This is a genomic window from Streptomyces sp. NPDC060049, assembly GCF_042736715.1.
Lineage (GTDB): Bacteria > Actinomycetota > Actinomycetes > Streptomycetales > Streptomycetaceae > Streptomyces.
Genome location: NZ_JBHWVV010000006.1, coordinates 186508 through 206053, shown reverse-complemented (window position 1 = coordinate 206053; position 19546 = coordinate 186508). Strand labels below are relative to the sequence as shown.

The window sequence follows — 19546 nt, the reverse complement described above, 5'->3', positions numbered from 1 at the left end:
CGTTGTCGGGGGCAGGGGGTGGATCACCATGGGGAGCAAGGGCGACAAGGGCCGGGGCCGTACGGGGGCCGAGGCGGGTGCCGGGGCCAAAGGGACCGGGACGGGCGGGGCCGAGGCGGGTGCCGGAACCAAGCGGCCGGGGCGGAGCCGCAGGGCGGTGCTGTTCGGCGGCCTCGGTGTCCTGGCGGTGGCGGCGGTCGCCGGGCGGGACGAGCTGGGACGGGCCTGGTGGCTGGTGCCCGGGGTGTCCAAGCCGCGCGAGGACGGCGCGCTGGACCACGCGGCTGCGACGTGGACGGCCGCCTCGCCGGCGAACTGGCGGATGGCCGACCGGCCCGACGACTACCGGGTGGACCGGATCGTCGTCCATGTCACACAGGGCAGTTTCGAGTCCTCCGTGGACGCGTTCAAGAATCCGTTCCACCGGGCGTCGGCGCACTACATAGTCGGCCAGGACGGCCACATAGAGCAGATGGTGCGCGAGCTCGATGTCGCCTTCCACTCGGGCAACCGCTCCATGAACGAGCGCAGCGTCGGCATCGAGCACGTCGGGTTCGTGGACCGGCCGAAGGACTTCACCGACGCGATGTACGCGGCTTCGGCGCGGCTCGCCGCCGACGTCTGCCGCCGGTACGGCATACCCGCCGACCGCAAGCACATCGTCGGGCACTCCGAGGTACCGGGCGCCGACCACACGGACCCGGGCCGCCACTGGGACTGGGACCGGTACCTCCGCATGGTCGGCGAGGCGGGCGCCGGCGCCGCTAGCTGAGGCCCGCCGTGCGGGCGCGGGCCACGGCCGGGCCGATGGCGGTGACGACGGCGTCGACGTCGGCCTTGGTGGAGGTGTGGCCGAGGGAGAACCGCAGGGTGCCGCGGGCCAGCCGCGGGTCGGTACCGGTGGCCAGCAGGACGTGGCTGGGCTGCGCCACGCCCGCCGTGCAGGCCGAGCCGGTCGAGCACTCGATGCCCTGGGCGTCGAGCAGGAGCAGCAGGGAATCCCCCTCGCAGCCGGGGAAGCTGAAGTGGGCGTTGGCGGGGAGCCGGTCGGCCGGGTCGCCGCCCAGGACCGCGTCGGGGACCTCGCGGAGCACGGCGGCGACGAGTTGGTCGCGCAGCGCGCCGATCTCGGTGGCGAAGCGCTCGCGCCGCTCGGCGGCGAGCACGGCCGCCACCGCGAAGGCGGCGATGGCCGGGACGTCGAGGGTCCCGGAGCGGACGTGCCGCTCCTGGCCGCCGCCGTGCAGGACGGGCACGGGGCTCTGGTCGCGGCCGAGCAGCAGCGCGCCGATCCCGTACGGCCCGCCGACCTTGTGGCCGCTGACGGTCATGGCTGCGAGGGGGCTGTCGCCGAAGCGGACGTCGAGCTGACCGAAGGCCTGGACCGCGTCGGAGTGCAAGGGGATGCCGAACTCGGCTGCCACTGCGGCCAGTTCGGCGACCGGCATGACGGTGCCGATCTCGTTGTTGGCCCACATGACGGTGGCGAGGGCGACGTCGTCGGGATTCCGCTCGACCGCCTCCCGCAGGGCCTGGGGGTGTACGCGGCCGTAACGGTCGACGGGAAGGTACTCGACCTGGGCGCCCTCGTGCTCGGCGAGCCAGTGCACGGCGTCGAGGACGGCGTGGTGCTCGACGGGGCTGGCGAGGACGCGTGTCCGGGCGGGGTCGGCGTCGCGGCGGGCCCAGTAGAGCCCCTTGACGGCGAGGTTGTCGGCCTCCGTGCCGCCGGCGGTGAAGACCACCTCGCTCGGACGGGCTCCGAGTGCGTCGGCGAGGGCCTCGCGGGCCTCCTCGACGGTGCGGCGGGCGCGGCGGCCGGCGGCATGCAGGGAGGACGCGTTGCCCGTGACGGCGAACTGCGCGGTCATCGCCGCAGCGGCCTCCGGAAGCATCGGAGTGGTGGCGGCGTGGTCGAGGTAGGCCATGATCCCCCGATTCTACGAGCCCCCCGCCCCACCGGTTCCCGGCCGGGGTCCGCCAAGCCCGGACAGCATGCGGCACCCGCCCCCGGGGCGGGGAGGGGCAGGCCCCGCAGGGCCGGCCCCGCACCCGCCCACCGGCCGGGCGGGGGTGCGTCAGGAGAGGCCGCGCGGCGCCCTGGCCAGCTGGCGGGACTGGGCCACCAGGCGGTCCGCCGAGTCCCAGACCTCCGCGTCCTCCTCCAGGAAGCCGCCCGCGAGGTTGCGGGTGGTGATGGCGACGCGGAGCGGTCCGGGGGCCGGGCGGTGGCGGACGTGGGTGGTGAGTTCCACCGTCGGGGTCCAGCCGAGCAGGCCGAGGTCGAAGGAGGTCGGCGGGAGCGCGTCCACGGCGAGGAGCAGGGAGAAGGGGTCCGCGTCGCGCCCGTCGGCCAGCTCGAACCAGGACCGCATCTCGCCCTTGCCCGAGGGCTGTCCGACCGCCCAGCCGGCGGTCGCCGGGTCCAGGCGCAGCCGGAGCCGGTCCACGATGGCGGAGCTGCCGGGGATCGGGGCGGGGCCGGCCTCGGGGCCGAGGCAGTCCTCGTAGGCGGGGATGACGGGCGGGAGGGCCGTGGTGCGGACGGCGTCCGGGAGCGTCGCGAGGTCCCCGTAGGAGGCCAGGACGCGGATCCGCTCGATCTCGGCGCCGCTCTCGTCGTACTGGAAGAGCGAGGCCTGGCCGGTGGAGAGCGTGCGGCCGACGCGTACGACCTGGGTGCGGATCACGGCCGGGCCGGGTGCGGACGAGGTCAGGTAGTGCGCGGAGACCGTGAAGGGGTCCGGGTGCGGCAGGGCCGCGGACAGGGCACGGCCGACGAGGGCCAGCAGGTAGCCGCCGTTGACGGCGGTGATGATCGTCCAACCGGCCGAGAGCTCCGCGTCGTACACCCCGGGCTCGCCCGCGCGGGCGGTGACGGCGGTGTCGCGGTCGAACTCGCTGTCGCCGATGGAGGCTTTGGCAGCTGCGTGTGACATGGAACGAAAGTACACCGGGAAGCTACTAAGCGGTAGCTTTCTCTTTTCCCGGGCGCGCGCACCCGTCCCGCCGCCGCCCGCTTACGGCTCCTCCGCCACCGCCGAGCGGCGGTTCCACGCGAGCGGGGCCCGCCAGTGGTAGCGGATCGCGAGGAGCCGCAGCACGAAGGTGGTGACGATCGCGAGGCCGGTCGTGATCGCGTTCAGCGCGTCGAAGCTGATGAAGAGCGCCACCATCGAGGCGCCGATGACGGCCGGCACGGCGTACATCTCCCGGTCGCGCAGCAGCGACGGCACCTCGTTGACGAGTACGTCGCGCAGGACGCCCCCGCCGACGGCCGTAGCCAGGCCCAGCGCGGCGGACGCGGTGAGGCCGAGGCCGAACTCGTACGCCTTGGTCGTGCCCGTCACGCAGAACAGCCCGAGGCCGGCCGCGTCGAAGACGTTGATCGCGCGGTTGATCCGCTGGACCTCGGGGTGCAGGAAGAAGACGATCGCGGCGGCGATCAGCGGCGTGACGAAGAAGCTGAGCTCGCCGAAGGCCGACGGGGGGACGGCGCCGATGACGAGGTCGCGGAACAGGCCGCCCCCGAGGGCCGTGACGAGCGCGAGGACGGCGATGCCGAAGACGTCGAAGTTCTTGCGCACGGCGAGCAGCGCGCCGGCCGTGGCGAAGACGAAGATGCCCGCGAGGTCCAGGGCGTGCTGGACACCGGGCGGGAAGAGATCGTGGAGCACGGGCCCATTGTGCCGGTCGCCCGGCGGCGTTTCCGAACGGGTGGCCGGGTGATCGGGGCTCCGGGGCGCCCCACCCGCCGGGCCGCACCTCCCGCGGACGGGCGCCCGGCCGGCAGGCCCCGGCGCCGCCCGCTGCTGCGTCGGGCGGCGCCGGGGTAGGACGAGATCAGCCGGTGACCGGTGTGATCGCTTCCGCCGCGCCCGGCAGGGCCGGGTCGCCCGGGGCCTGGTCGGGGGCGTTCTCCGGGTGGTGACAGGCCACCTGGTGGCCGGTCTTCAGCGCGACCAGCGGCGGCTCCTGCGTCGTGCAGATCTGCGTCGCCTTCCAGCACCGCGTGTGGAAGCGGCAGCCGCTCGGCGGCGAGATCGGCGACGGCACGTCGCCCTTGAGCAGGATGCGGCCGCTCTTCGCGCCGCGCCGGCGGGGGTCCGGCACCGGAACCGCCGACATCAGGGCCGTGGTGTACGGGTGCATCGGCGCCCCGTACAGCGACTTGTTGTCCGCCAGCTCGACGATCTTGCCGAGGTACATCACGGCGATGCGGTCGGAGACGTGCCGGATGACCGACAGGTCGTGCGCGATGATCACGTACGTGAGGCCGAGCTCTTCCTGGAGGTCGTCCAGCAGGTTGACCACCTGGGCCTGGATCGACACGTCCAGCGCGGAGACCGGCTCGTCCGCGACGACCAGCTTCGGCTTGAGCGCGAGGGCCCGTGCGATGCCGATGCGCTGGCGCTGACCGCCGGAGAACTCGTGCGGGTAGCGGTTGTAGTGCTCCGGGTTGAGGCCGACGAGGGACAGCAGTCGCTGGACCTCCGCCTTGAGGCCGCCCGCCGGCTCGACGCCCTGGAGCTTGAACGGCGCGCTGACGATGGTGCCCACCGTGTGCCGCGGGTTCAGCGATCCGTACGGGTCCTGGAAGATCATCTGCACGTCGCGGCGCAGCGGACGCATGCCGCTCACGCTCAGGTGCGTGATGTCCTTGCCCTCGAACTCGACCTTGCCGCCCGTCGGTTCGAGCAGCCGCGTGATCAGCCGGCCCATGGTCGACTTGCCGCAGCCGGACTCGCCGACGATGCCGAGGGTCTCACCGCGCCGGACGTCGAAGTCGATGCCGTCGACGGCCTTCACGGCACCCACCTGGCGGCGCAGCAGCCCCTTGGAGATGGGGAAGTGCTTGACCAGGCCGGTCACCCTCAGCAGCGGCTCCGGAGAGTCCACCGCCTGGGCGGGGACCACGACCTCGGCGGACTCGTCCGTCTTGTTGTTCTCGGGCACAGCCATATCGGTCACAGCTTCGGCGCAATCTCTTCGGTCCAGATCCGGTCCCGCTGCTCCGGGGAGAGGTGACAGGCGGCCCAGTGCCGGTCGTCGCCCTCCGCGGATCCGCCGACCAGGGCCAGCTCGGGCCGCACGGTACGGGTGACGTCGTCCTTGGGAAGGTCGGCGTACGGGCACCGGGGGTTGAAGGCGCAGCCGCTCGGGATGTTGATGAGGCTGGGCGGCGAGCCCTTGACCGGGATGAGGCGCTCGGTCTGCTCCCGGTCTATGCGCGGCATCGAACCGAGCAGCCCCCAGGTGTACGGATGCCGGGGCTCGTAGAACACCTTCTCCGCGCTGCCCCGTTCGACGCACCGCCCGCCGTACATCACGAGGAGGTCGTCGGCCATCTCGGCGACCACTCCGAGGTCGTGCGTGATCATGATGACCGCGGAGCCGAACTCCTGCTGCAGGTCCCGGATCAGGTCGAGGATCTGCGCCTGGACGGTGACGTCCAGGGCGGTCGTCGGCTCGTCGGCGATCAGCAGCTCGGGGTTGTTGACCAGTGCCATCGCGATCATCGCGCGCTGACGCATGCCGCCGGAGAACTCGTGCGGGTAGCTGTCGACCCGCTTGTGCGGCTCGGGGATGCCCACCCGGTCGAGGAGGTCGACGGCCCGTTTGCGGGCGGCCTTCTTGTCGACCTTGTTGTGGACGCGGTAGGCCTCGGCGATCTGCTTGCCGACGGTGAAGTACGGGTGCATCGCCGACAGCGGGTCCTGGAAGATCATCGCGATCTCCCTGCCGCGCAGCTTGCGCACCTCCTCCTCGGGGCTGGACAGCAGTTCCTTGCCGTCGAGCCAGATCTCGCCGGAGATGCGGGCGCGCTGGCGGCCGTACTGGCCGACCCGGTGCAGGCCCATGATGCCCAGCGAGGTCACCGACTTGCCGGAGCCGGACTCGCCGACGATGCCGAGGGTCTTGCCCTTCTCCAGCGTGAAGGAGAGTCCGTCGACGGATTTGACCAGGCCGTCCTCCGTCGGGAAGTGCACCTTGAGGTCGCGTACGTCGAGGAACGCGGAGCCGGGCGCGCCGGCGGTGACGGGCTCGTTCAGTGCGCCCATCACGGTGGGCGTCGTCGAATCGGTCATGACAGCCTCACTCGGGGGTCGATCACCGCGTACAAGAGGTCGACGACGAGGTTGGCCGCGACGACGAAGAAGGCGGAGACCAGGGTGATGCCGAGAATGACCGGCAGGTCGTGCTCGCTGATGGCGCGGACGGCGCTGTAGCCGAGGCCGTGCAGCGAGAAGGTGTACTCGGTGAGCACCGCGCCGCCCATCAGGGCGCCCAGGTCGAGGCCGAGGACGGTCAGGATCGGCGTCATGGTCGAGCGCATCGCGTGCTTGCCGATGACGACGGGTTCCGTCAGGCCCTTGGCGCGCGCGGTGCGGATGTAGTCCTCGTTGAGGACTTCGAGCATGGTCGCGCGGGTGAGTCGCGCGTACATCGCCGCGTAGAGGAAGGCCAGCGAGATCCACGGCAGGATCATGCCGTTGAACCATCTGCCCGGATCCTCGGCGAAGGTCACCTCCGGCCGTCCGAACCAGCCGAGCTGGTCGGAGAAGAGGGCGATGGCGAGCATGCCGGTGAAGTAGATCGGGAGGGAGACGCCGGCGAGGGCGAGGCCCATCGCCGAACGGTCCAGGACCGTGCCGCGCTTGAGGGCGGAGATGACGCCGGCGGCGACACCGCCGATCACCCAGAGCACGACGGCACCGGCGGCGAGCGAGAGGGTGACGGGCAGCCAGTCGGTCAGCAGGGGCCACACCTCCTGCTCGGTCTTGAAGGAGTAGCCGAAGCAGGGCGCGGCGCATTGCGTGACGTCGGAGCCGTTGGCGTACGTACGACCCGCCACCAGCCCGACGACGAACTTGCCGAACTGGACGAGGATCGGGTCGTCGAGACCCATCTTCTGCCGGATGCCCTCGATGGCGGCGGGGTCGGACTGCTTCCCGACGAAGTACAGGGCCGGGTCCGCCCCGATCAGCTTCGGGAAGAGGAAGAAGATTCCGAAGGTCACCAAACAGATGACCAACAGCATGACGATGACGGCGAAGATCCGCCGGATGAGATATGCAAGCACTGCGCTCGGCCTGGCTGCCACCCGGGGGCGCCCTCTTCTGGAGAGCGCCCCCGAGCCGCAACCGCGGCCATCACCTGCCCTTCGTGCCTAGCGGGTGTGGCACTGGAACTGAATCGGACGGTTGTTTACTGGACGCCGAGCGAGGCGTAGTCGTACCGGCCGTTGTACGCGTCGGAGGTGTAGACGTTGGTGAGGCGGCTGCTGCGCCACGTGATCGTCTTGTCGTAGACGAAGGGCAGGTAGACCGCGGCCTCGGAGACCTTCTGGTTCATCTGCTTGTAGATGTCCCCGGCCTTGTCGGGGTTGGTCTCCGCGATGGCCTGGTCGAACAGGGCGTTGATCGCCGGGTCGTTCAGCTCGGAGAAGTTGTTGTTGCCGCTCTGCAGGATGAAGCGGCCGTCGACCAGCGGCTGGGAGAAGCCCTGACCGGTCGGGAAGTCGGCGCCCCAGCCCATGATGATGATGCCGTAGCCCTTGTCCTTGACGACCTTCGGCGAACCGATGATGCCGGAGGTCTGGGCGCCGTCGAACTGGTCGACGTCGGCTTCGATGCCGACCTGCTTCAGGGCGTTCTGCAGGGAGACGGCCGTGGCGACCTCGACCGGCTTGTTGTTGCGGACCGCGATGGTGGTCTTGAAGCCGCTCTCCTTGCCACAGGCCTTCAGGGCGGCCTTGGCCTTCTCGACGTTCGGCTTGCCGTCGTTCTTCAGGACCTCGTACGGGTCGTACGCGCCGTCGGCGCCCTTGATGCCGAGCGGCAGCATGTTGGGGGCGATGTCGCCACCGGCCTGCGGGCCGCCGCGGGCGGTCTGCAGGGACTTGTGGTCGGCCGCGTAGATGACGGCCTTGCGGCACTCGATGTTGTCGAACGGCGCGACGGTCTGCGGCATGACGGCGTACCGGATGAAGCCGGTCTGGCCGTTGTCCAGGTTGTTCTTGTGGTCCTTCAGCGCGGTGGCGCGGGCCGCCTGGCCGATGCCGGTCGCGTTGATGTCGAGGTCGAACTCGCCGTTCATCAGGCGCTTGTCCATGTCGTCCGCGTTCGCCATGAACGTGACCGAGATGGAGTCCGGGAGCGCCTTGCGGATCGTGTCCGACTCGGGCTTCCAGTTCGTGTTGCGCGAGAGCTTCATGCTCTTGTTGGGCTCGTACGAGTCGATCTTGTACGGACCGTTGGAGAAGGGCTTCAGGCCGTACTTGGCCGCGGTGTCCTTGTCCTGCTTGACCGGGCTGGCGGCCGGCATGGCCAGCATCTGCTCGAAGTCACCGTTGGGCGCGGGCAGCTTGAAGATGACCGTCTTGGCGTCCGGGGTCTCGATCGCCTTGAGGCCGAGCTTGTCCGGGTTGGTGTCCTTGTACGGACCCGAGTACTCGGTCTTCGGGTCGAGGACCTGCATCAGGTACACCGGGCCGCCGGAGATGACGTCCTGGGCCCAGGTCCGCTCGATGCCGTACTTCACGTCCTGGGCGGTGACGGGGGTGCCGTCCTCCCAGGTCACGTTGTCCTTGAGGGTGTACTTGTACGTCTTGCCGCCGTCGCTGATCTCCGCGTTGCCGGTGGCCAGGTCGGGGACGAGCTCGGTGCTCTTGGAGCCCGGCTCCGCCTTGAAGCTGACGAGCTGGCGGGTGTAGTAGCGCGAGAAGTCCCACATGAAGCCGTAGTAACCGCGCTGCGGGTCCCACGAGTCGGCTTCCTGGGTGCCGACGAACTTGAGCTCGCCGCCCTTCTTGGTCGAAGCGTTGGCGATCTTGCCTATGCCGGCGTTGAAGCCGACCGCCGAGGCGGGCTTGTCGCTCTTCTTGTCGTCGCCGCCGCCACAGGCGGTCGCGGCCAGCATCGTCGCGAGCACGACTGCCGTGCCGGCGGCAAGCTTGCGCTTGGACATGCGATGGGTAGTCACGATGCTCGCAACCCTCCGTTGTGATTCCGGTTCGAAGCCGGTTCCGGTGTGCCGTGCGGTTCTGACCTGCGGGTGCCCTGCGGGATGACCTGCGGGGTCGGCTATCGGGATCCCTTCGGGTCGAGGGCGTCGCGGACGCCGTCGCCGAAGAGGTTGAAAGCCAGCACGGTGATGAAGATCGCCGTGCCGGGGAAGATCATGAAGAGCGGATCGTCCTCGTAGGTCCGCACGGCCGTCGAGAGGGTCTCGCCCCAGGACGGCGTGGGCGGCTTGACGCCGACGCCCAGGAAGCTGAGCGCGGCCTCGGTCAGCACGTTGGTCGGGATCATCAGCGTCGCGTAGACGGTGATCGGCGCGACCAGGTTCGGGAGCAACTCGCGGAAGAGGATGTACATCCGGCCGGCGCCCAGGCTGCGCGCGGCCTCGACGTACTCCCGCTCCCGCAGCGACAGGGTCTGCCCCCGGACGATGCGGCCGATGTAGGGCCACCCGAAGAAGCCGATGACCAGGACCAGCACGCCGATCCGCAGGCCCGATCCCTCGAAGCCCCAGAGCTTGCCGGGGACGACCGAGATCAGGGCGATGATGAAGAGCAGCTGCGGGAAGGCGAGCAGCAGGTCCATGACCCGGCTGATGGCCGCGTCGACCCAGCCTCCGAAGTAGCCGGCCACGATGCCGAAGAAGGTGCCGAACGAGACCGCCACGAAGGCGGACAGGAAGGCCACCAGCAGCGAGACGCGAGCACCGTAGACGATGCGGCTGAACACGTCGCGGCCGTTGACCGGCTCGATGCCCAGCAGGAAGTCGCCGCTCATACCGCCGTTGGGACCGGCCGGAAGGCCCAGCAGCGGGTCCAGCAGGTCCTCGTGGAGTTCCTCCGGAGGGTGGCCGAGAGCCTTGACGATCAGGGGCGCGAAGAGTGCGACGAGGATCAGCAGGAGCACGACGAAACCGCCGGCCAGCGCGACCTTGTCGCGCTTGAGCCGCATCCAGGCGATGCGGCCGGGCGAGCGGCCTTCGATGGCCTTGGCTGGGACGTCGGCTACGGACACGGGAGCGGGCGTCTCCGCGCTCGTGTCATGCAGTGGTGCCGTCATCGTGGTGGGGACCCCTCTCGGCCGACGGGTGAGCCGGCCCATGCCCGCCGCTGTGGCGGCGTTGGTGCGGAGTGGCGCTCGGAGTGCGAGGTGCGGAAGTGCGGCGGTGCGGAAGAGCAGCAGCGCGCTTCGGTGCGCGTGCGAGGTGCTGTGCCGTGCTGGGTGGTGCTGTGCGGTACAGGTTGAACTGGCAGTGCTGGTGGTGCACGTGGTGCTGTACGAAGCGACGAGCTGTTTTCCCTTGGCGGACCCGCCCCTTGGAGGACTGACCCGCTCTTGGGTGGGGAGTCTTCATCGGGCCGTCGATCAGCCGCCAGACCCGCAGGTGAATGGATGCGCAACCGTGATCTGAGGGTCGAGTTCCCGTTATCCGGACTTCACTGCCGTCTCAGCGGAGCAAGACCGTCCGTTCGGTGCGGAATCGGACATCGCACCCAACTCGGGTGAGTAGCATGCCTATTGGGCGCACATCGGCGGCGAAATCAGGACAACGCAAAGGCCGCGCGGAACGACTGTTCCGTGCGGCCCCGGGTGGCTTGATACCGATGTCTCAATAGGCGGGCGCCTGGCCCTCTCGGTCATAGAAGGGGCGGGTCTGGGCACGGAGCCACATCGCCACCGGGTCGTGCTCGTCGGCGAGCGCGACCGTGCAGACCGGCACCCCCTCGGGCACCGCGCCGACCGACTGGCGCATCATCTCCCGCACCGACTCCAGCGCGTGCGCGGAGGCGTCGTACAGGTCCAGCCCGACGGCGAGGTACGGGGACCCGAGCGCGGGCTGAACCCAGGCGCGGCGCAGCGAGCGGACGGCGGGCGTGCGGTGCGCGTGCTGCGTGAGCAGTCCGTAGAACTGCGGGAGCTCGATGGCGGGCTCGGACAGCCGCAGCGGCCCGGCCGGCATCCGGTCCATGCCGGTGGCGATCCGGCGCAGGTCGGCCCAGGGAATGCCGACGCCACCGCCCTGGGCGTGGGGATTGAGCCACAGCCCCCAGCGGTCGGGGTACAGGGCGCGGGCGATGTCCCGGCCCGTGACCACCTCGTACCCCCGGTTCCAGCCGCTGGCGGCCAGTTCCTGCGGGGAGGTCACGCAGGGCGCGTACCCGAGGCTCTCGACCTCCATGCCGCCGTACTGGGCGTCCGGGGAGCCGGGCCGCCCCTGCCAGAGCAGCATCCACAGCCGCCCCTCGGCCAGGGCGTGCAGGAGCGCCTCGTAGCTCTCGTAGCGCCCGGGAGTCACCTGGCGCAGCATGTGCTCGACCTGCCCGACCGCGGCCGTGCCTGACGCACTCACCCGGTACCCCTCTTCGTCTCTTCGTCCGCCCGTCGCCCACGCGTGTCGTCGACCAGCTTAAGCGTGCCTACGGCAGGTAGAAGGGGCGTACGCGCGTAACGATGAAGTCGACGACCGGGTCTTCGGCGGCGTCCAGGAGGATCAACTGCACAGGCCAGGGCGGCACTACGCGGTTCAGGGCGCGGCCCAGGGCGTCCATCGGGGCGTTTCGCGACTCGGGCTCCCATCCCAGCAGCTGGACGCCGACATACAGCTCCGGCGCACCGCCCTCGACGCTGGCCAGGCAGCGGTACGCGGCCGCGACGACCCCGGTGGCGCGGAACTCCTCCCCGGCGGCCGCCAGGAAGTCGACCGGATCCTCCTGCCAGTCCGGCTCGTAGAGCCGGACCCGGCCCCCGGTGGCGGGTCCGTCCAGCGGGCTGCGACCGGTCCGGCAGAGCTCGGCGACGGCGGGCGGGGGCAGCGGGACCCCGACGGCCCCCTCCGGGTTGACCGCGATGCCGAGCTGCGGGGGCAGCCCCCGGGCGAAGTCCACGGCGGGCGCGACGGCGAAGTCCATGGCGGGGCCGGCGCAGGCGCGGAACTGCTCCTCGGAGCTGTAGACGGGCACGTAGGCGGCGCCGTTGATCTCCATGGTGGGCAGGCTCAGGCTGTTCACTCCGCCGGGCAGCGGAATCCAGAGCGGGCTCCGCCCGAGCACCTCCAGGATCCGCCCGCCGGCGTCCGCCTGCCCGAGCGCCGCCCCGAGCACCTGCTCCAGCTCGTTACCCGGCCACATGTACGCCTCCGCTAGCTCGCCCTCGTCTCCACCCGAGGTTAACGGGCGGCCCGGGCCCGCCCGCCGCGGGCCACCCGCCGGACCGCGCGGGTCGCAGCCCTGGCTGGTACCGCGACCGGGAAGGTCCACCGGGTCGCACCACTAGTGCTGCGACCGGAAGCCGATCGCCGTCAGCTGCGAGGCCGCCGGGCGGTCCAGCAGGGTCACCGACGCGCAGCCGGCCGGCGGACGGCCCGCCTCGGCCTCGCGCAGCAGCCGGGCCACCGCGCCCCGGTGCCGGGCGAAGGCGTAGGCCGACACGCCCCGCCCCCGCGCCGCCTGCCCGGCCCGGGCCTCCTCGGGGGTGGTGTCCAGCAGCACCAGGTGCAGCGCGCGGCCTCGCCGACGGGCGACCCCGGCGAGGAGGGCCCGTACCCAGCTCTGCGTACCGCAGTCGTGGACGACGGCGGAGGCGCCGGAGCGCAGCAGCCGCCACAGCCCCCAGTAGTGCGCGATCCGGACCGCCGGCCGGTACACCGCGTACGGCACGGCGGCCGGCATCCGGCGCTCCCACCGCTCGCGCGCGTCCTGGGAGTCGATGCCGAGGCCCCCCGCGGCCCGCTTGATCAGGGTGCTCTTGCCGCCGCCGGGCAGTCCGGACACCACCACGACGTCCCCTTCCGCGAAGTGGAGCCGCCCCGGGTCCGCGCCCCCGCGCAGGTCCCGTACGGGCGCCCCGGCCCCCGCCTCCGCCCGCGGCCGGACGACGGCGCGCTGCGTCGGCACCCCGGACACCGGCCCCGGCACCGCGGCCGCCCCCGTCGCCGCGCCCGCGGCCGTACTCGTCGCCGCCAGTACTCCGAATCTCCGCACAGTGATCGCCTCCCCGCATCGGGTCACCGGGACCCATCCCCCTGAGTGTAAAGAGACGGCAATCCGGGACCACCGGTTCCGCTCCGCTCCCGGACCCCCTCCACCATTCGGCCGCACAGCGTGCAATGATGTGCGCCATCTGGACACCAACTGCATACCGGCCGCTTGAATCCGCGCGGGAGAGTCCCGGCACGCCGCAAGGCGGTGCCCGGGCGCCGAAGGAGCAAGTACCTCCCTTGAATCTCTCAGGCCCCGTACCGCGTGGATGAGGCAGATCTGAAAAGCGAGCCGCGCCACCGCCCGTGAGGGCACCGGCGTCGGTTCCACCCAAGGTGCAAGTCGAAGACCTTCCCCCGGAAGCGGGGAACTCTCGGCGAACCTCTCAGGTTCCGATGACAGATGGGGAGGAACTCCTCCTCGTCATGTCATGCCCTGGGACCCGGGAGCCACACCCATGAGTACTGCCCCCCGCCTGACCGCCCTCGACGCGCTGCACCGTTCCCTCGGTGCGACCATGACCGACTTCGCGGGCTGGGACATGCCCCTGCGGTACGGCAGCGAACGCGACGAGCACAACGCCGTCCGCACCAAGGCCGGCCTGTTCGACCTCTCCCACATGGGCGAGATCACCCTGACCGGCCCCGAGGCCGTCAAGGTCCTGGACTACGCGCTGGTCGGCAACATCTCGACCGTCGGCGTCGGCCGTGCCCGCTACACGCACATCTGCCGGGAAGACGGCGGGATCATCGACGACCTGATCGTCTACCGCCTCGGCGAGAGCGAGTACATGGTCGTCGCGAACGCCTCGAACGCCCAGGTCGTCCTCGACGCGATCACCGAGCGCGCCGCCGGCTTCGACGCCGAGGTCCGCGACGACCGCGACGCGTACGCGCTGCTCGCGGTGCAGGGTCCGGAGTCCCCCGGCATCCTCGCCTCCCTCACCGACGCCGACCTGGACGGGCTGAAGTACTACGCCGGCCTGCCCGGCACGGTCGCCGGGGTGCCCGCGCTGATCGCGCGTACGGGGTACACCGGCGAGGACGGCTTCGAGCTGTTCGTCTCCCCCGAGCACGCCGTGGAGCTGTGGCAGGCGCTGACCAAGGCGGGCGAGGGCGTCGGCCTGGTCCCGGCCGGTCTCTCCTGCCGCGACACGCTGCGCCTGGAGGCGGGCATGCCGCTGTACGGGCACGAGCTGACCACCGCCCTCACCCCGTTCGACGCGGGGCTGGGACGGGTCGTGAAGTTCGAGAAGGAAGGCGACTTCGTCGGCCGCGCCGCCCTGGAGGCCGCCGCCGAGCGCGCCGCCACGAACCCGCCGCGCAAGCTGGTCGGCCTGATCGCCGAGGGCCGCCGCGTCCCGCGCGCCGGATTCGCCGTGACCTTCGACGGCCAGGTCGTCGGCGAGGTCACCTCGGGCGCGCCGTCCCCGACGCTGGGCAAGCCGATCGCGATGGCTTATGTCGACGCGGCGCACGCCGCGCCCGGCACCTCCGGCGTCGGCGTGGACATTCGCGGTACGCATGAGGCGTACGAGGTCGTGGCTCTGCCGTTCTACAAGCGGCAGAAGTAATCCTTTCCGCTGTTCGCCCGAACGCCAGGGCCCAGGCCGCACGGATCTCCCGTACGGCCGCTCCCCCGCGCCCCGTCTCGGTATGCAAGACCACTGTTCGTATCCACTCCCCCGCATCCAGGAGAATCAGGTCATGAGCAACCCCCAGCAGCTGCGTTACAGCAAGGAGCACGAGTGGCTGTCGGACGCCGAGGGCGGCGTCTCGACGGTCGGCATCACGGAGTTCGCGGCCAACGCGCTCGGTGACGTCGTCTACGCCCAGCTCCCCGAGGTAGGCGACACGGTGACCGCGGGCGAGACCTGCGGCGAGCTGGAGTCGACCAAGTCGGTCAGCGACCTGTACTCCCCCGTCACCGGTGAGGTCGTCGAGTCCAACCAGGACGTCGTCGACGACCCGTCCCTGGTGAACTCCGCCCCGTTCGCGGGTGGCTGGCTCTTCAAGGTGCGCGTCACGGAGGAGCCGGCCGACCTGCTCTCCGTCGACGAGTACGCCAAGCTCACCGCCGGCAACTGACCCAGGGGACCGAAGATGTCCGTACTGAACACCTCTCTGCACGAGCTCGACCCTGACGTCGCCGCCGCCGTCGACGCCGAACTCGTGCGCCAGCAGTCGACCCTGGAAATGATCGCGTCGGAGAACTTCGCTCCGGTCGCCGTCATGGAGGCCCAGGGCTCGGTCCTGACCAACAAGTACGCCGAGGGCTACCCCGGCCGCCGCTACTACGGCGGCTGCGAGCACGTCGACGTGGTCGAGCAGATCGCGATCGACCGCATCAAGGCGCTGTTCGGCGCCGAGGCCGCGAACGTGCAGCCCCACTCGGGCGCGCAGGCCAACGCGGCCGCGATGTTCGCGCTGCTGAAGCCGGGCGACACGATCATGGGCCTGAGCCTGGCCCACGGCGGTCACCTGACCCACGGCATGAAGATCAACTTCTCCGGCAAGCTCTACAACGTGGTCCCGTACCACGTCGACGAGACCGGCCAGGTCGACATGGCCGAGGTCGAGCGCCTCGCCAAGGAGTCCAAGCCGCAGCTGATCGTCGCGGGCTGGTCCGCCTACCCGCGCCAGCTGGACTTCGCCGCCTTCCGCCGCATCGCGGACGAGGTCGGCGCGTACCTGATGGTCGACATGGCGCACTTCGCCGGTCTGGTCGCCGCGGGCCTGCACCCGAACCCGGTGCCGCACGCCCACGTCGTCACCACCACCACGCACAAGACCCTCGGCGGTCCGCGCGGCGGTGTCATCCTGTCGACGCAGGAGCTGGCCAAGAAGATCAACTCCGCCGTCTTCCCGGGTCAGCAGGGCGGCCCGCTGGAGCACGTGATCGCGGCCAAGGCGGTCTCCTTCAAGATCGCCGCCTCGCCCGAGTTCAAGGAGCGCCAGGAGCGCACCCTGGAGGGCGCGAAGATCATCGCCGAGCGCCTCGTGCAGGCCGACGTCACCGAGGTCGGCGTGTCCGTCCTCTCCGGCGGTACGGACGTCCACCTGGTCCTGGTCGACCTGCGCAACTCCGAGCTGGACGGCCAGCAGGCCGAGGACCGGCTCCACGAGATCGGCATCACGGTCAACCGCAACGCCATCCCGAACGACCCGCGGCCGCCGATGGTCACCTCGGGCCTGCGGATCGGCACGCCGGCCCTGGCGACGCGCGGTTTCGGCGCCGCGGACTTCACCGAGGTCGCGGAGATCATCGCGGCCGCGCTGAAGCCGGCCTACGACGCGGACGACCTGAAGGCGCGCGTGTCCGCGCTCGCCGGGAAGTTCCCGCTGTACCCGACGCTCTGACGTCACGAGAAGGGCCCGGTTCCCGCCTGTTTTCCACAGGTGCCGGGCCCTTCTCATGATCACCGGCTCCACCCCGCCCCCGCCCGCCGATCGCCGCGTCGGCGTCACCGGGGCCCGGCCCGCCCGGCCCCACCGGCTGCCGCCCGCCTCCGCGATGTGCCCGCCGGCCTCCTTCTTCGCCGCCCGCGCCCCGTACGGTCGAAAGGGCCGAACGCCGCCGTCCCACCGCCGCCGCCACCGCCCTGACCGCTCTGCCGCCCGATCGCGACAGCGGAGCCGCCCCGCAAAGGAGAAACGCCCTGGCGGCGTACTCCTGGCCGTCAAGGCCCCGGTCAGGGCCCACTGAGAGGGCCCGCCGGGCCCGACCCGGTCCCGGCCTCCTCGAACGCGGAGCCCGGCGCACCGGAGCGTGACCTGACCCACGCTCGACCACCACCTTCCCGACCCGTTCGGCAGCCGAGCCGTTCACCTCCCCGAGTTAAGCTCGTCTGCCGGACAAAATCCGCAGATCCGCCCCTCCTGCCCCGCTTCCCACCCACGAGCAGACATAGGAGTCCGCAACCGTGGCCATCTCCGTCTTCGATCTCTTCTCGATCGGCATCGGTCCCTCTTCCTCCCACACCGTCGGACCGATGCGCGCCGCGCGCATGTTCGTGACCCGGCTCAAGAAGGACGGCGTCCTCGCCCAGACGGCCGCGGTCCGGGCCGAGCTCTTCGGCTCGCTGGGCGCGACCGGCCACGGCCACGGCACCCCCAAGGCGGTCCTGCTGGGCCTGGAGGGCCACTCCCCCCGCACGGTGAACGTGGAGACCGCCGACGCCGAGGTCGAGCGCATCCGCACCTCGGGCCGCCTGCGCCTGCTGGGCACCGAGATAGGCGATGGCCACGAGATCCCCTTCGACGAGCCGAACCAGCTGATCCTGCACCGCCGGCGCTCGCTCCCGTACCACGCGAACGGCATGACCCTCTTCGCCTACGACGAGGCCGGCACCCCGCTGCTGGAGAAGACGTACTACTCGGTCGGCGGAGGCTTCGTCGTCGACGAGGACGCGGTCGGCGAGGACCGGATCAAGCTCGACGACACGGTGCTGAAGTACCCCTTCCGCAGTGGCGACGAGATGCTCCGCCTCGCGAACGAGACCGGCCTGTCGATCTCCTCGATGATGTTGGAGAACGAGAAGGCCTGGCGTACGGAGGAGGAGATCCGCGAGGGTCTGCTGGAGATCTGGCGCGTCATGCAGGCCTGCGTCTCGCGCGGCATGTCCCGCGAGGGCATCCTCCCCGGCGGCCTGCGGGTCAAGCGCCGGGCCGCCTCCACGGCGCGCCAGCTGCGCACCGAGGGCGACCCGATGATGCACCGCAGCGAGTGGGCGACGATCTACGCCATGGCGGTGAACGAGGAGAACGCGGCCGGCGGCCGGGTCGTCACCGCACCGACGAACGGCGCGGCGGGCGTCCTGCCGGCCGTCCTGCACTACTACATGAACTTCGTGCCGGGCGCCGACGAGGACGGCGTGGTCCGCTTCCTGCTGGCGGCCGGCGCCATCGGCATGCTCTTCAAGGAGAACGCCTCGATCTCCGGCGCCGAGGTCGGATGCCAGGGCGAGGTCGGTTCGGCCTGCTCGATGGCGGCCGGCGCCCTCGCCGAGGTCCTGGGCGGCACCCCCGAGCAGGTCGAGAACGCGGCCGAGATCGGCATGGAGCACAACCTCGGCCTGACCTGTGACCCGGTCGGCGGCCTCGTCCAGATCCCCTGCATCGAGCGCAACGGCATGGCGGCGGTCAAGGCCGTCACCGCGGCCAAGATGGCGATGCGCGGCGACGGCTCCCACAAGGTGTCCCTCGACAAGGTCATCAAGACCATGAAGGAGACCGGCGCCGACATGAAGGTCAAGTACAAGGAGACCGCCCGCGGCGGCCTCGCGGTCAACGTCATCGAGTGCTGACCGTCTCCTGCTGATCGACCCGGGCCCCGGCGCAGACGCGTCGGGGCCCGACCCGTTTCCTGCCCCGCCCCCGACCGCACCCCGCGGTGCGTTCGGCCGGTGGGCGAAGACGGGCCGAGTGGCCCTGCCGGACGGGACCTTTGGACGTGCGGATGCGGCGCGGGGGTGGGCTAGCTTGCCGAGTGGGGTGTGAAAACCCGATCCCGAGAGAGAGGCCGCCCGCATGACCGGCATCGAACACCGCGTCCTCCCGCTCCGGTTGGAGGCCGTGCCCGCCCCCATCCCGATCCGGGGCGTCTTCATGTACCGGCCCGACCGGCCCTACGAGGTCTCCGTCGACTTCGAGGGCGCCGGCCTCCACCTCGCGCGCTGGGTGTTCTCCCGGGAACTGCTGCTCGACGGCCAGGTCTGTCCCACCGGGGAGGGCGACATACAGGTGTGGCCGCGCTGGGAGGGCACCGAGCCGCGGATCTTCCTCGCCTTCAGCAACGGCGAGCAGGGGTGCGTGGTGTCCGCCCGCGCGAAGGAGGTACGGGAGCTGTGCCGGCGCATGACCGCCCTGGTGCCGCGCGGCCAGGAGCAGCGGCACTACGACCTCGACGCCGAGCTGAGCGCGCTCCTGCCCGGCTGAGCCAGGTGCAACCGCGCTCGCGCGGGCGGCGTCTTCCCTGGTGACACCAGTCCCCGTCTCTCGAGAATCAGGGGGACGTCATGAACCGTCCACGCCGTCGGCAGGCCACCGCACTGGGTACGGGCGCATTGCTCGCCACCACCCTCGCCTTCGCCGCGCCGGCCTCCTCCTCCGTCTCCTCCGCCCCCACCACCGCGCTCGTCGTCAACGCCCGCTGGGGCGGGCACTGCACGTACGACCGCTTGGTCGTCGACCTGCGCGGACACGTCCCCGCGGTCACCGTCACCCCCGTCCCCAAGCTGGTCCACGACGGGTCCGGCAAGCCCGTTCCGCTCGCGGGGAGGTACTTCCTGGAGATCCGCCTGCATCCCGCCGCCGGCCACGACGACGCGGGGCGCAACCTGTACCGCGGCCCCAAGGTCCTCAAGGTCTACCTGCCCAAGCTGAAGGGCATCGCCCTGACCGGCGACTACGAGGGGTACGTCACCCTCGGCGCCGCCTTCGACACCAAGCCCGTCTTCACCTCGTTCACGCTGCACGGCCCCGAGCGGTTCGTGCTGGACATCGCGCACCGCAACGTGTGCTGAGCACGGCGGCGGGGTCCGGCGCC

Annotated in this window: 18 protein-coding genes and 1 riboswitch; of the genes, 7 read left to right on the top strand and 11 right to left on the bottom strand. The window is 71.0% G+C overall.

Annotated features, from left to right (window positions below):
* Positions 1-28 precede the first annotated feature (28 nt).
* A complete protein-coding gene (locus ACFWBY_RS13465) occupies positions 29-772 on the top strand; it encodes an N-acetylmuramoyl-L-alanine amidase (RefSeq protein WP_385329599.1) in 744 nt (247 codons plus the stop codon).
* On the opposite strand, the gene ACFWBY_RS13460 is transcribed toward ACFWBY_RS13465, so the two are convergent.
* The 11 genes from ACFWBY_RS13460 to ACFWBY_RS13410 form a co-directional block, all read right to left on the bottom strand.
* A complete protein-coding gene (locus tag ACFWBY_RS13460; RefSeq protein WP_385329600.1) occupies positions 765-1928 on the bottom strand; it encodes a cysteine desulfurase family protein in 1164 nt (387 codons plus the stop codon). The genes ACFWBY_RS13465 and ACFWBY_RS13460 overlap by 8 nt on opposite strands.
* Positions 1929-2078: 150 nt before the next feature.
* Positions 2079-2939, bottom strand: coding sequence for a thioesterase family protein (locus tag ACFWBY_RS13455; protein WP_385329603.1), 861 nt, complete (start codon positions 2937-2939; stop codon positions 2079-2081).
* An 81-nt stretch (positions 2940-3020) separates the two neighbouring features.
* Positions 3021-3677: a trimeric intracellular cation channel family protein gene (locus tag ACFWBY_RS13450; protein ID WP_385329606.1), complete on the bottom strand. Its 657-nt coding sequence runs from the start codon at positions 3675-3677 to the stop codon at positions 3021-3023.
* Between the two features lie 166 nt (positions 3678-3843).
* A complete protein-coding gene (locus ACFWBY_RS13445; protein ID WP_385329609.1) occupies positions 3844-4962 on the bottom strand; it encodes an ABC transporter ATP-binding protein in 1119 nt (372 codons plus the stop codon).
* 5 nt (positions 4963-4967) lie between these two features.
* Positions 4968-6089, bottom strand: a complete 1122-nt coding sequence (locus ACFWBY_RS13440; protein WP_385329612.1) for an ABC transporter ATP-binding protein — start codon at positions 6087-6089, stop codon at positions 4968-4970.
* Positions 6086-7084, bottom strand: coding sequence for an ABC transporter permease (locus ACFWBY_RS13435; protein ID WP_385329615.1), 999 nt, complete (start codon positions 7082-7084; stop codon positions 6086-6088). The genes ACFWBY_RS13440 and ACFWBY_RS13435 overlap by 4 nt, the downstream gene beginning before the upstream one ends.
* Positions 7085-7209: 125 nt before the next feature.
* On the bottom strand, positions 7210-8970 hold the full coding sequence (locus ACFWBY_RS13430) for an ABC transporter substrate-binding protein (RefSeq protein WP_385329618.1): 1761 nt from the start codon (positions 8968-8970) through the stop codon (positions 7210-7212).
* Positions 8971-9086: 116 nt separating this feature from the next.
* A complete protein-coding gene (locus ACFWBY_RS13425) occupies positions 9087-10082 on the bottom strand; it encodes an ABC transporter permease (RefSeq protein WP_385329621.1) in 996 nt (331 codons plus the stop codon).
* A gap of 550 nt (positions 10083-10632) precedes the next feature.
* A complete protein-coding gene (locus ACFWBY_RS13420) occupies positions 10633-11373 on the bottom strand; it encodes an enhanced serine sensitivity protein SseB C-terminal domain-containing protein (protein ID WP_385329624.1) in 741 nt (246 codons plus the stop codon).
* 67 nt (positions 11374-11440) lie between these two features.
* On the bottom strand, positions 11441-12151 hold the full coding sequence (locus ACFWBY_RS13415; RefSeq protein ID WP_385329627.1) for an enhanced serine sensitivity protein SseB: 711 nt from the start codon (positions 12149-12151) through the stop codon (positions 11441-11443).
* Between the two features lie 141 nt (positions 12152-12292).
* On the bottom strand, positions 12293-12925 hold the full coding sequence (locus tag ACFWBY_RS13410) for an AAA family ATPase (RefSeq protein ID WP_385329726.1): 633 nt from the start codon (positions 12923-12925) through the stop codon (positions 12293-12295).
* Between the two features lie 244 nt (positions 12926-13169).
* Positions 13170-13273, top strand: a riboswitch (glycine riboswitch).
* 184 nt (positions 13274-13457) lie between these two features.
* Here ACFWBY_RS13410 and gcvT point away from each other — a divergent pair.
* From gcvT to ACFWBY_RS13380, 6 genes are all read left to right on the top strand, one after another.
* Positions 13458-14573: a glycine cleavage system aminomethyltransferase GcvT gene (gene gcvT, locus ACFWBY_RS13405; protein ID WP_385329630.1), complete on the top strand. Its 1116-nt coding sequence runs from the start codon at positions 13458-13460 to the stop codon at positions 14571-14573.
* 133 nt (positions 14574-14706) lie between these two features.
* Positions 14707-15087, top strand: a complete 381-nt coding sequence (gene gcvH, locus ACFWBY_RS13400; protein ID WP_214955772.1) for a glycine cleavage system protein GcvH — start codon at positions 14707-14709, stop codon at positions 15085-15087.
* A gap of 15 nt (positions 15088-15102) precedes the next feature.
* A complete protein-coding gene (glyA, locus tag ACFWBY_RS13395) occupies positions 15103-16359 on the top strand; it encodes a serine hydroxymethyltransferase (protein WP_385329634.1) in 1257 nt (418 codons plus the stop codon).
* Positions 16360-16922: 563 nt separating this feature from the next.
* Positions 16923-18305, top strand: coding sequence for an L-serine ammonia-lyase (locus tag ACFWBY_RS13390; protein ID WP_385329637.1), 1383 nt, complete (start codon positions 16923-16925; stop codon positions 18303-18305).
* A 223-nt stretch (positions 18306-18528) separates the two neighbouring features.
* Entirely contained in the window at positions 18529-18936 is a 408-nt protein-coding gene (locus ACFWBY_RS13385) for an SsgA family sporulation/cell division regulator (RefSeq protein ID WP_385329640.1), read from the top strand.
* 80 nt (positions 18937-19016) lie between these two features.
* Positions 19017-19523, top strand: coding sequence for a hypothetical protein (locus ACFWBY_RS13380; RefSeq protein WP_385329642.1), 507 nt, complete (start codon positions 19017-19019; stop codon positions 19521-19523).
* Positions 19524-19546: the final 23 nt, after the last annotated feature.

Excerpts from the sequence above, each read along its gene's own strand:
- ACFWBY_RS13465 (WP_385329599.1), top strand. The coding sequence starts at position 29 with ATGGGGAGCAAGGGCGACAAGGGCCGGGGCCGTACGGGGGCCGAGGCG.
- ACFWBY_RS13460 (WP_385329600.1), bottom strand. The coding sequence starts at position 1,928 with ATGGCCTACCTCGACCACGCCGCCACCACTCCGATGCTTCCGGAGGCC.
- ACFWBY_RS13455 (WP_385329603.1), bottom strand. The coding sequence starts at position 2,939 with ATGTCACACGCAGCTGCCAAAGCCTCCATCGGCGACAGCGAGTTCGAC.
- ACFWBY_RS13445 (WP_385329609.1), bottom strand. The coding sequence starts at position 4,962 with ATGGCTGTGCCCGAGAACAACAAGACGGACGAGTCCGCCGAGGTCGTG.
- ACFWBY_RS13440 (WP_385329612.1), bottom strand. The coding sequence starts at position 6,089 with ATGACCGATTCGACGACGCCCACCGTGATGGGCGCACTGAACGAGCCC.
- ACFWBY_RS13430 (WP_385329618.1), bottom strand. The coding sequence starts at position 8,970 with ATGTCCAAGCGCAAGCTTGCCGCCGGCACGGCAGTCGTGCTCGCGACG.
- ACFWBY_RS13425 (WP_385329621.1), bottom strand. The coding sequence starts at position 10,082 with ATGACGGCACCACTGCATGACACGAGCGCGGAGACGCCCGCTCCCGTG.
- ACFWBY_RS13415 (WP_385329627.1), bottom strand. The coding sequence starts at position 12,151 with ATGTGGCCGGGTAACGAGCTGGAGCAGGTGCTCGGGGCGGCGCTCGGG.
- gcvT (WP_385329630.1), top strand. The coding sequence starts at position 13,458 with ATGAGTACTGCCCCCCGCCTGACCGCCCTCGACGCGCTGCACCGTTCC.
- gcvH (WP_214955772.1), top strand. The coding sequence starts at position 14,707 with ATGAGCAACCCCCAGCAGCTGCGTTACAGCAAGGAGCACGAGTGGCTG.
- glyA (WP_385329634.1), top strand. The coding sequence starts at position 15,103 with ATGTCCGTACTGAACACCTCTCTGCACGAGCTCGACCCTGACGTCGCC.
- ACFWBY_RS13385 (WP_385329640.1), top strand. The coding sequence starts at position 18,529 with ATGACCGGCATCGAACACCGCGTCCTCCCGCTCCGGTTGGAGGCCGTG.
- ACFWBY_RS13380 (WP_385329642.1), top strand. The coding sequence starts at position 19,017 with ATGAACCGTCCACGCCGTCGGCAGGCCACCGCACTGGGTACGGGCGCA.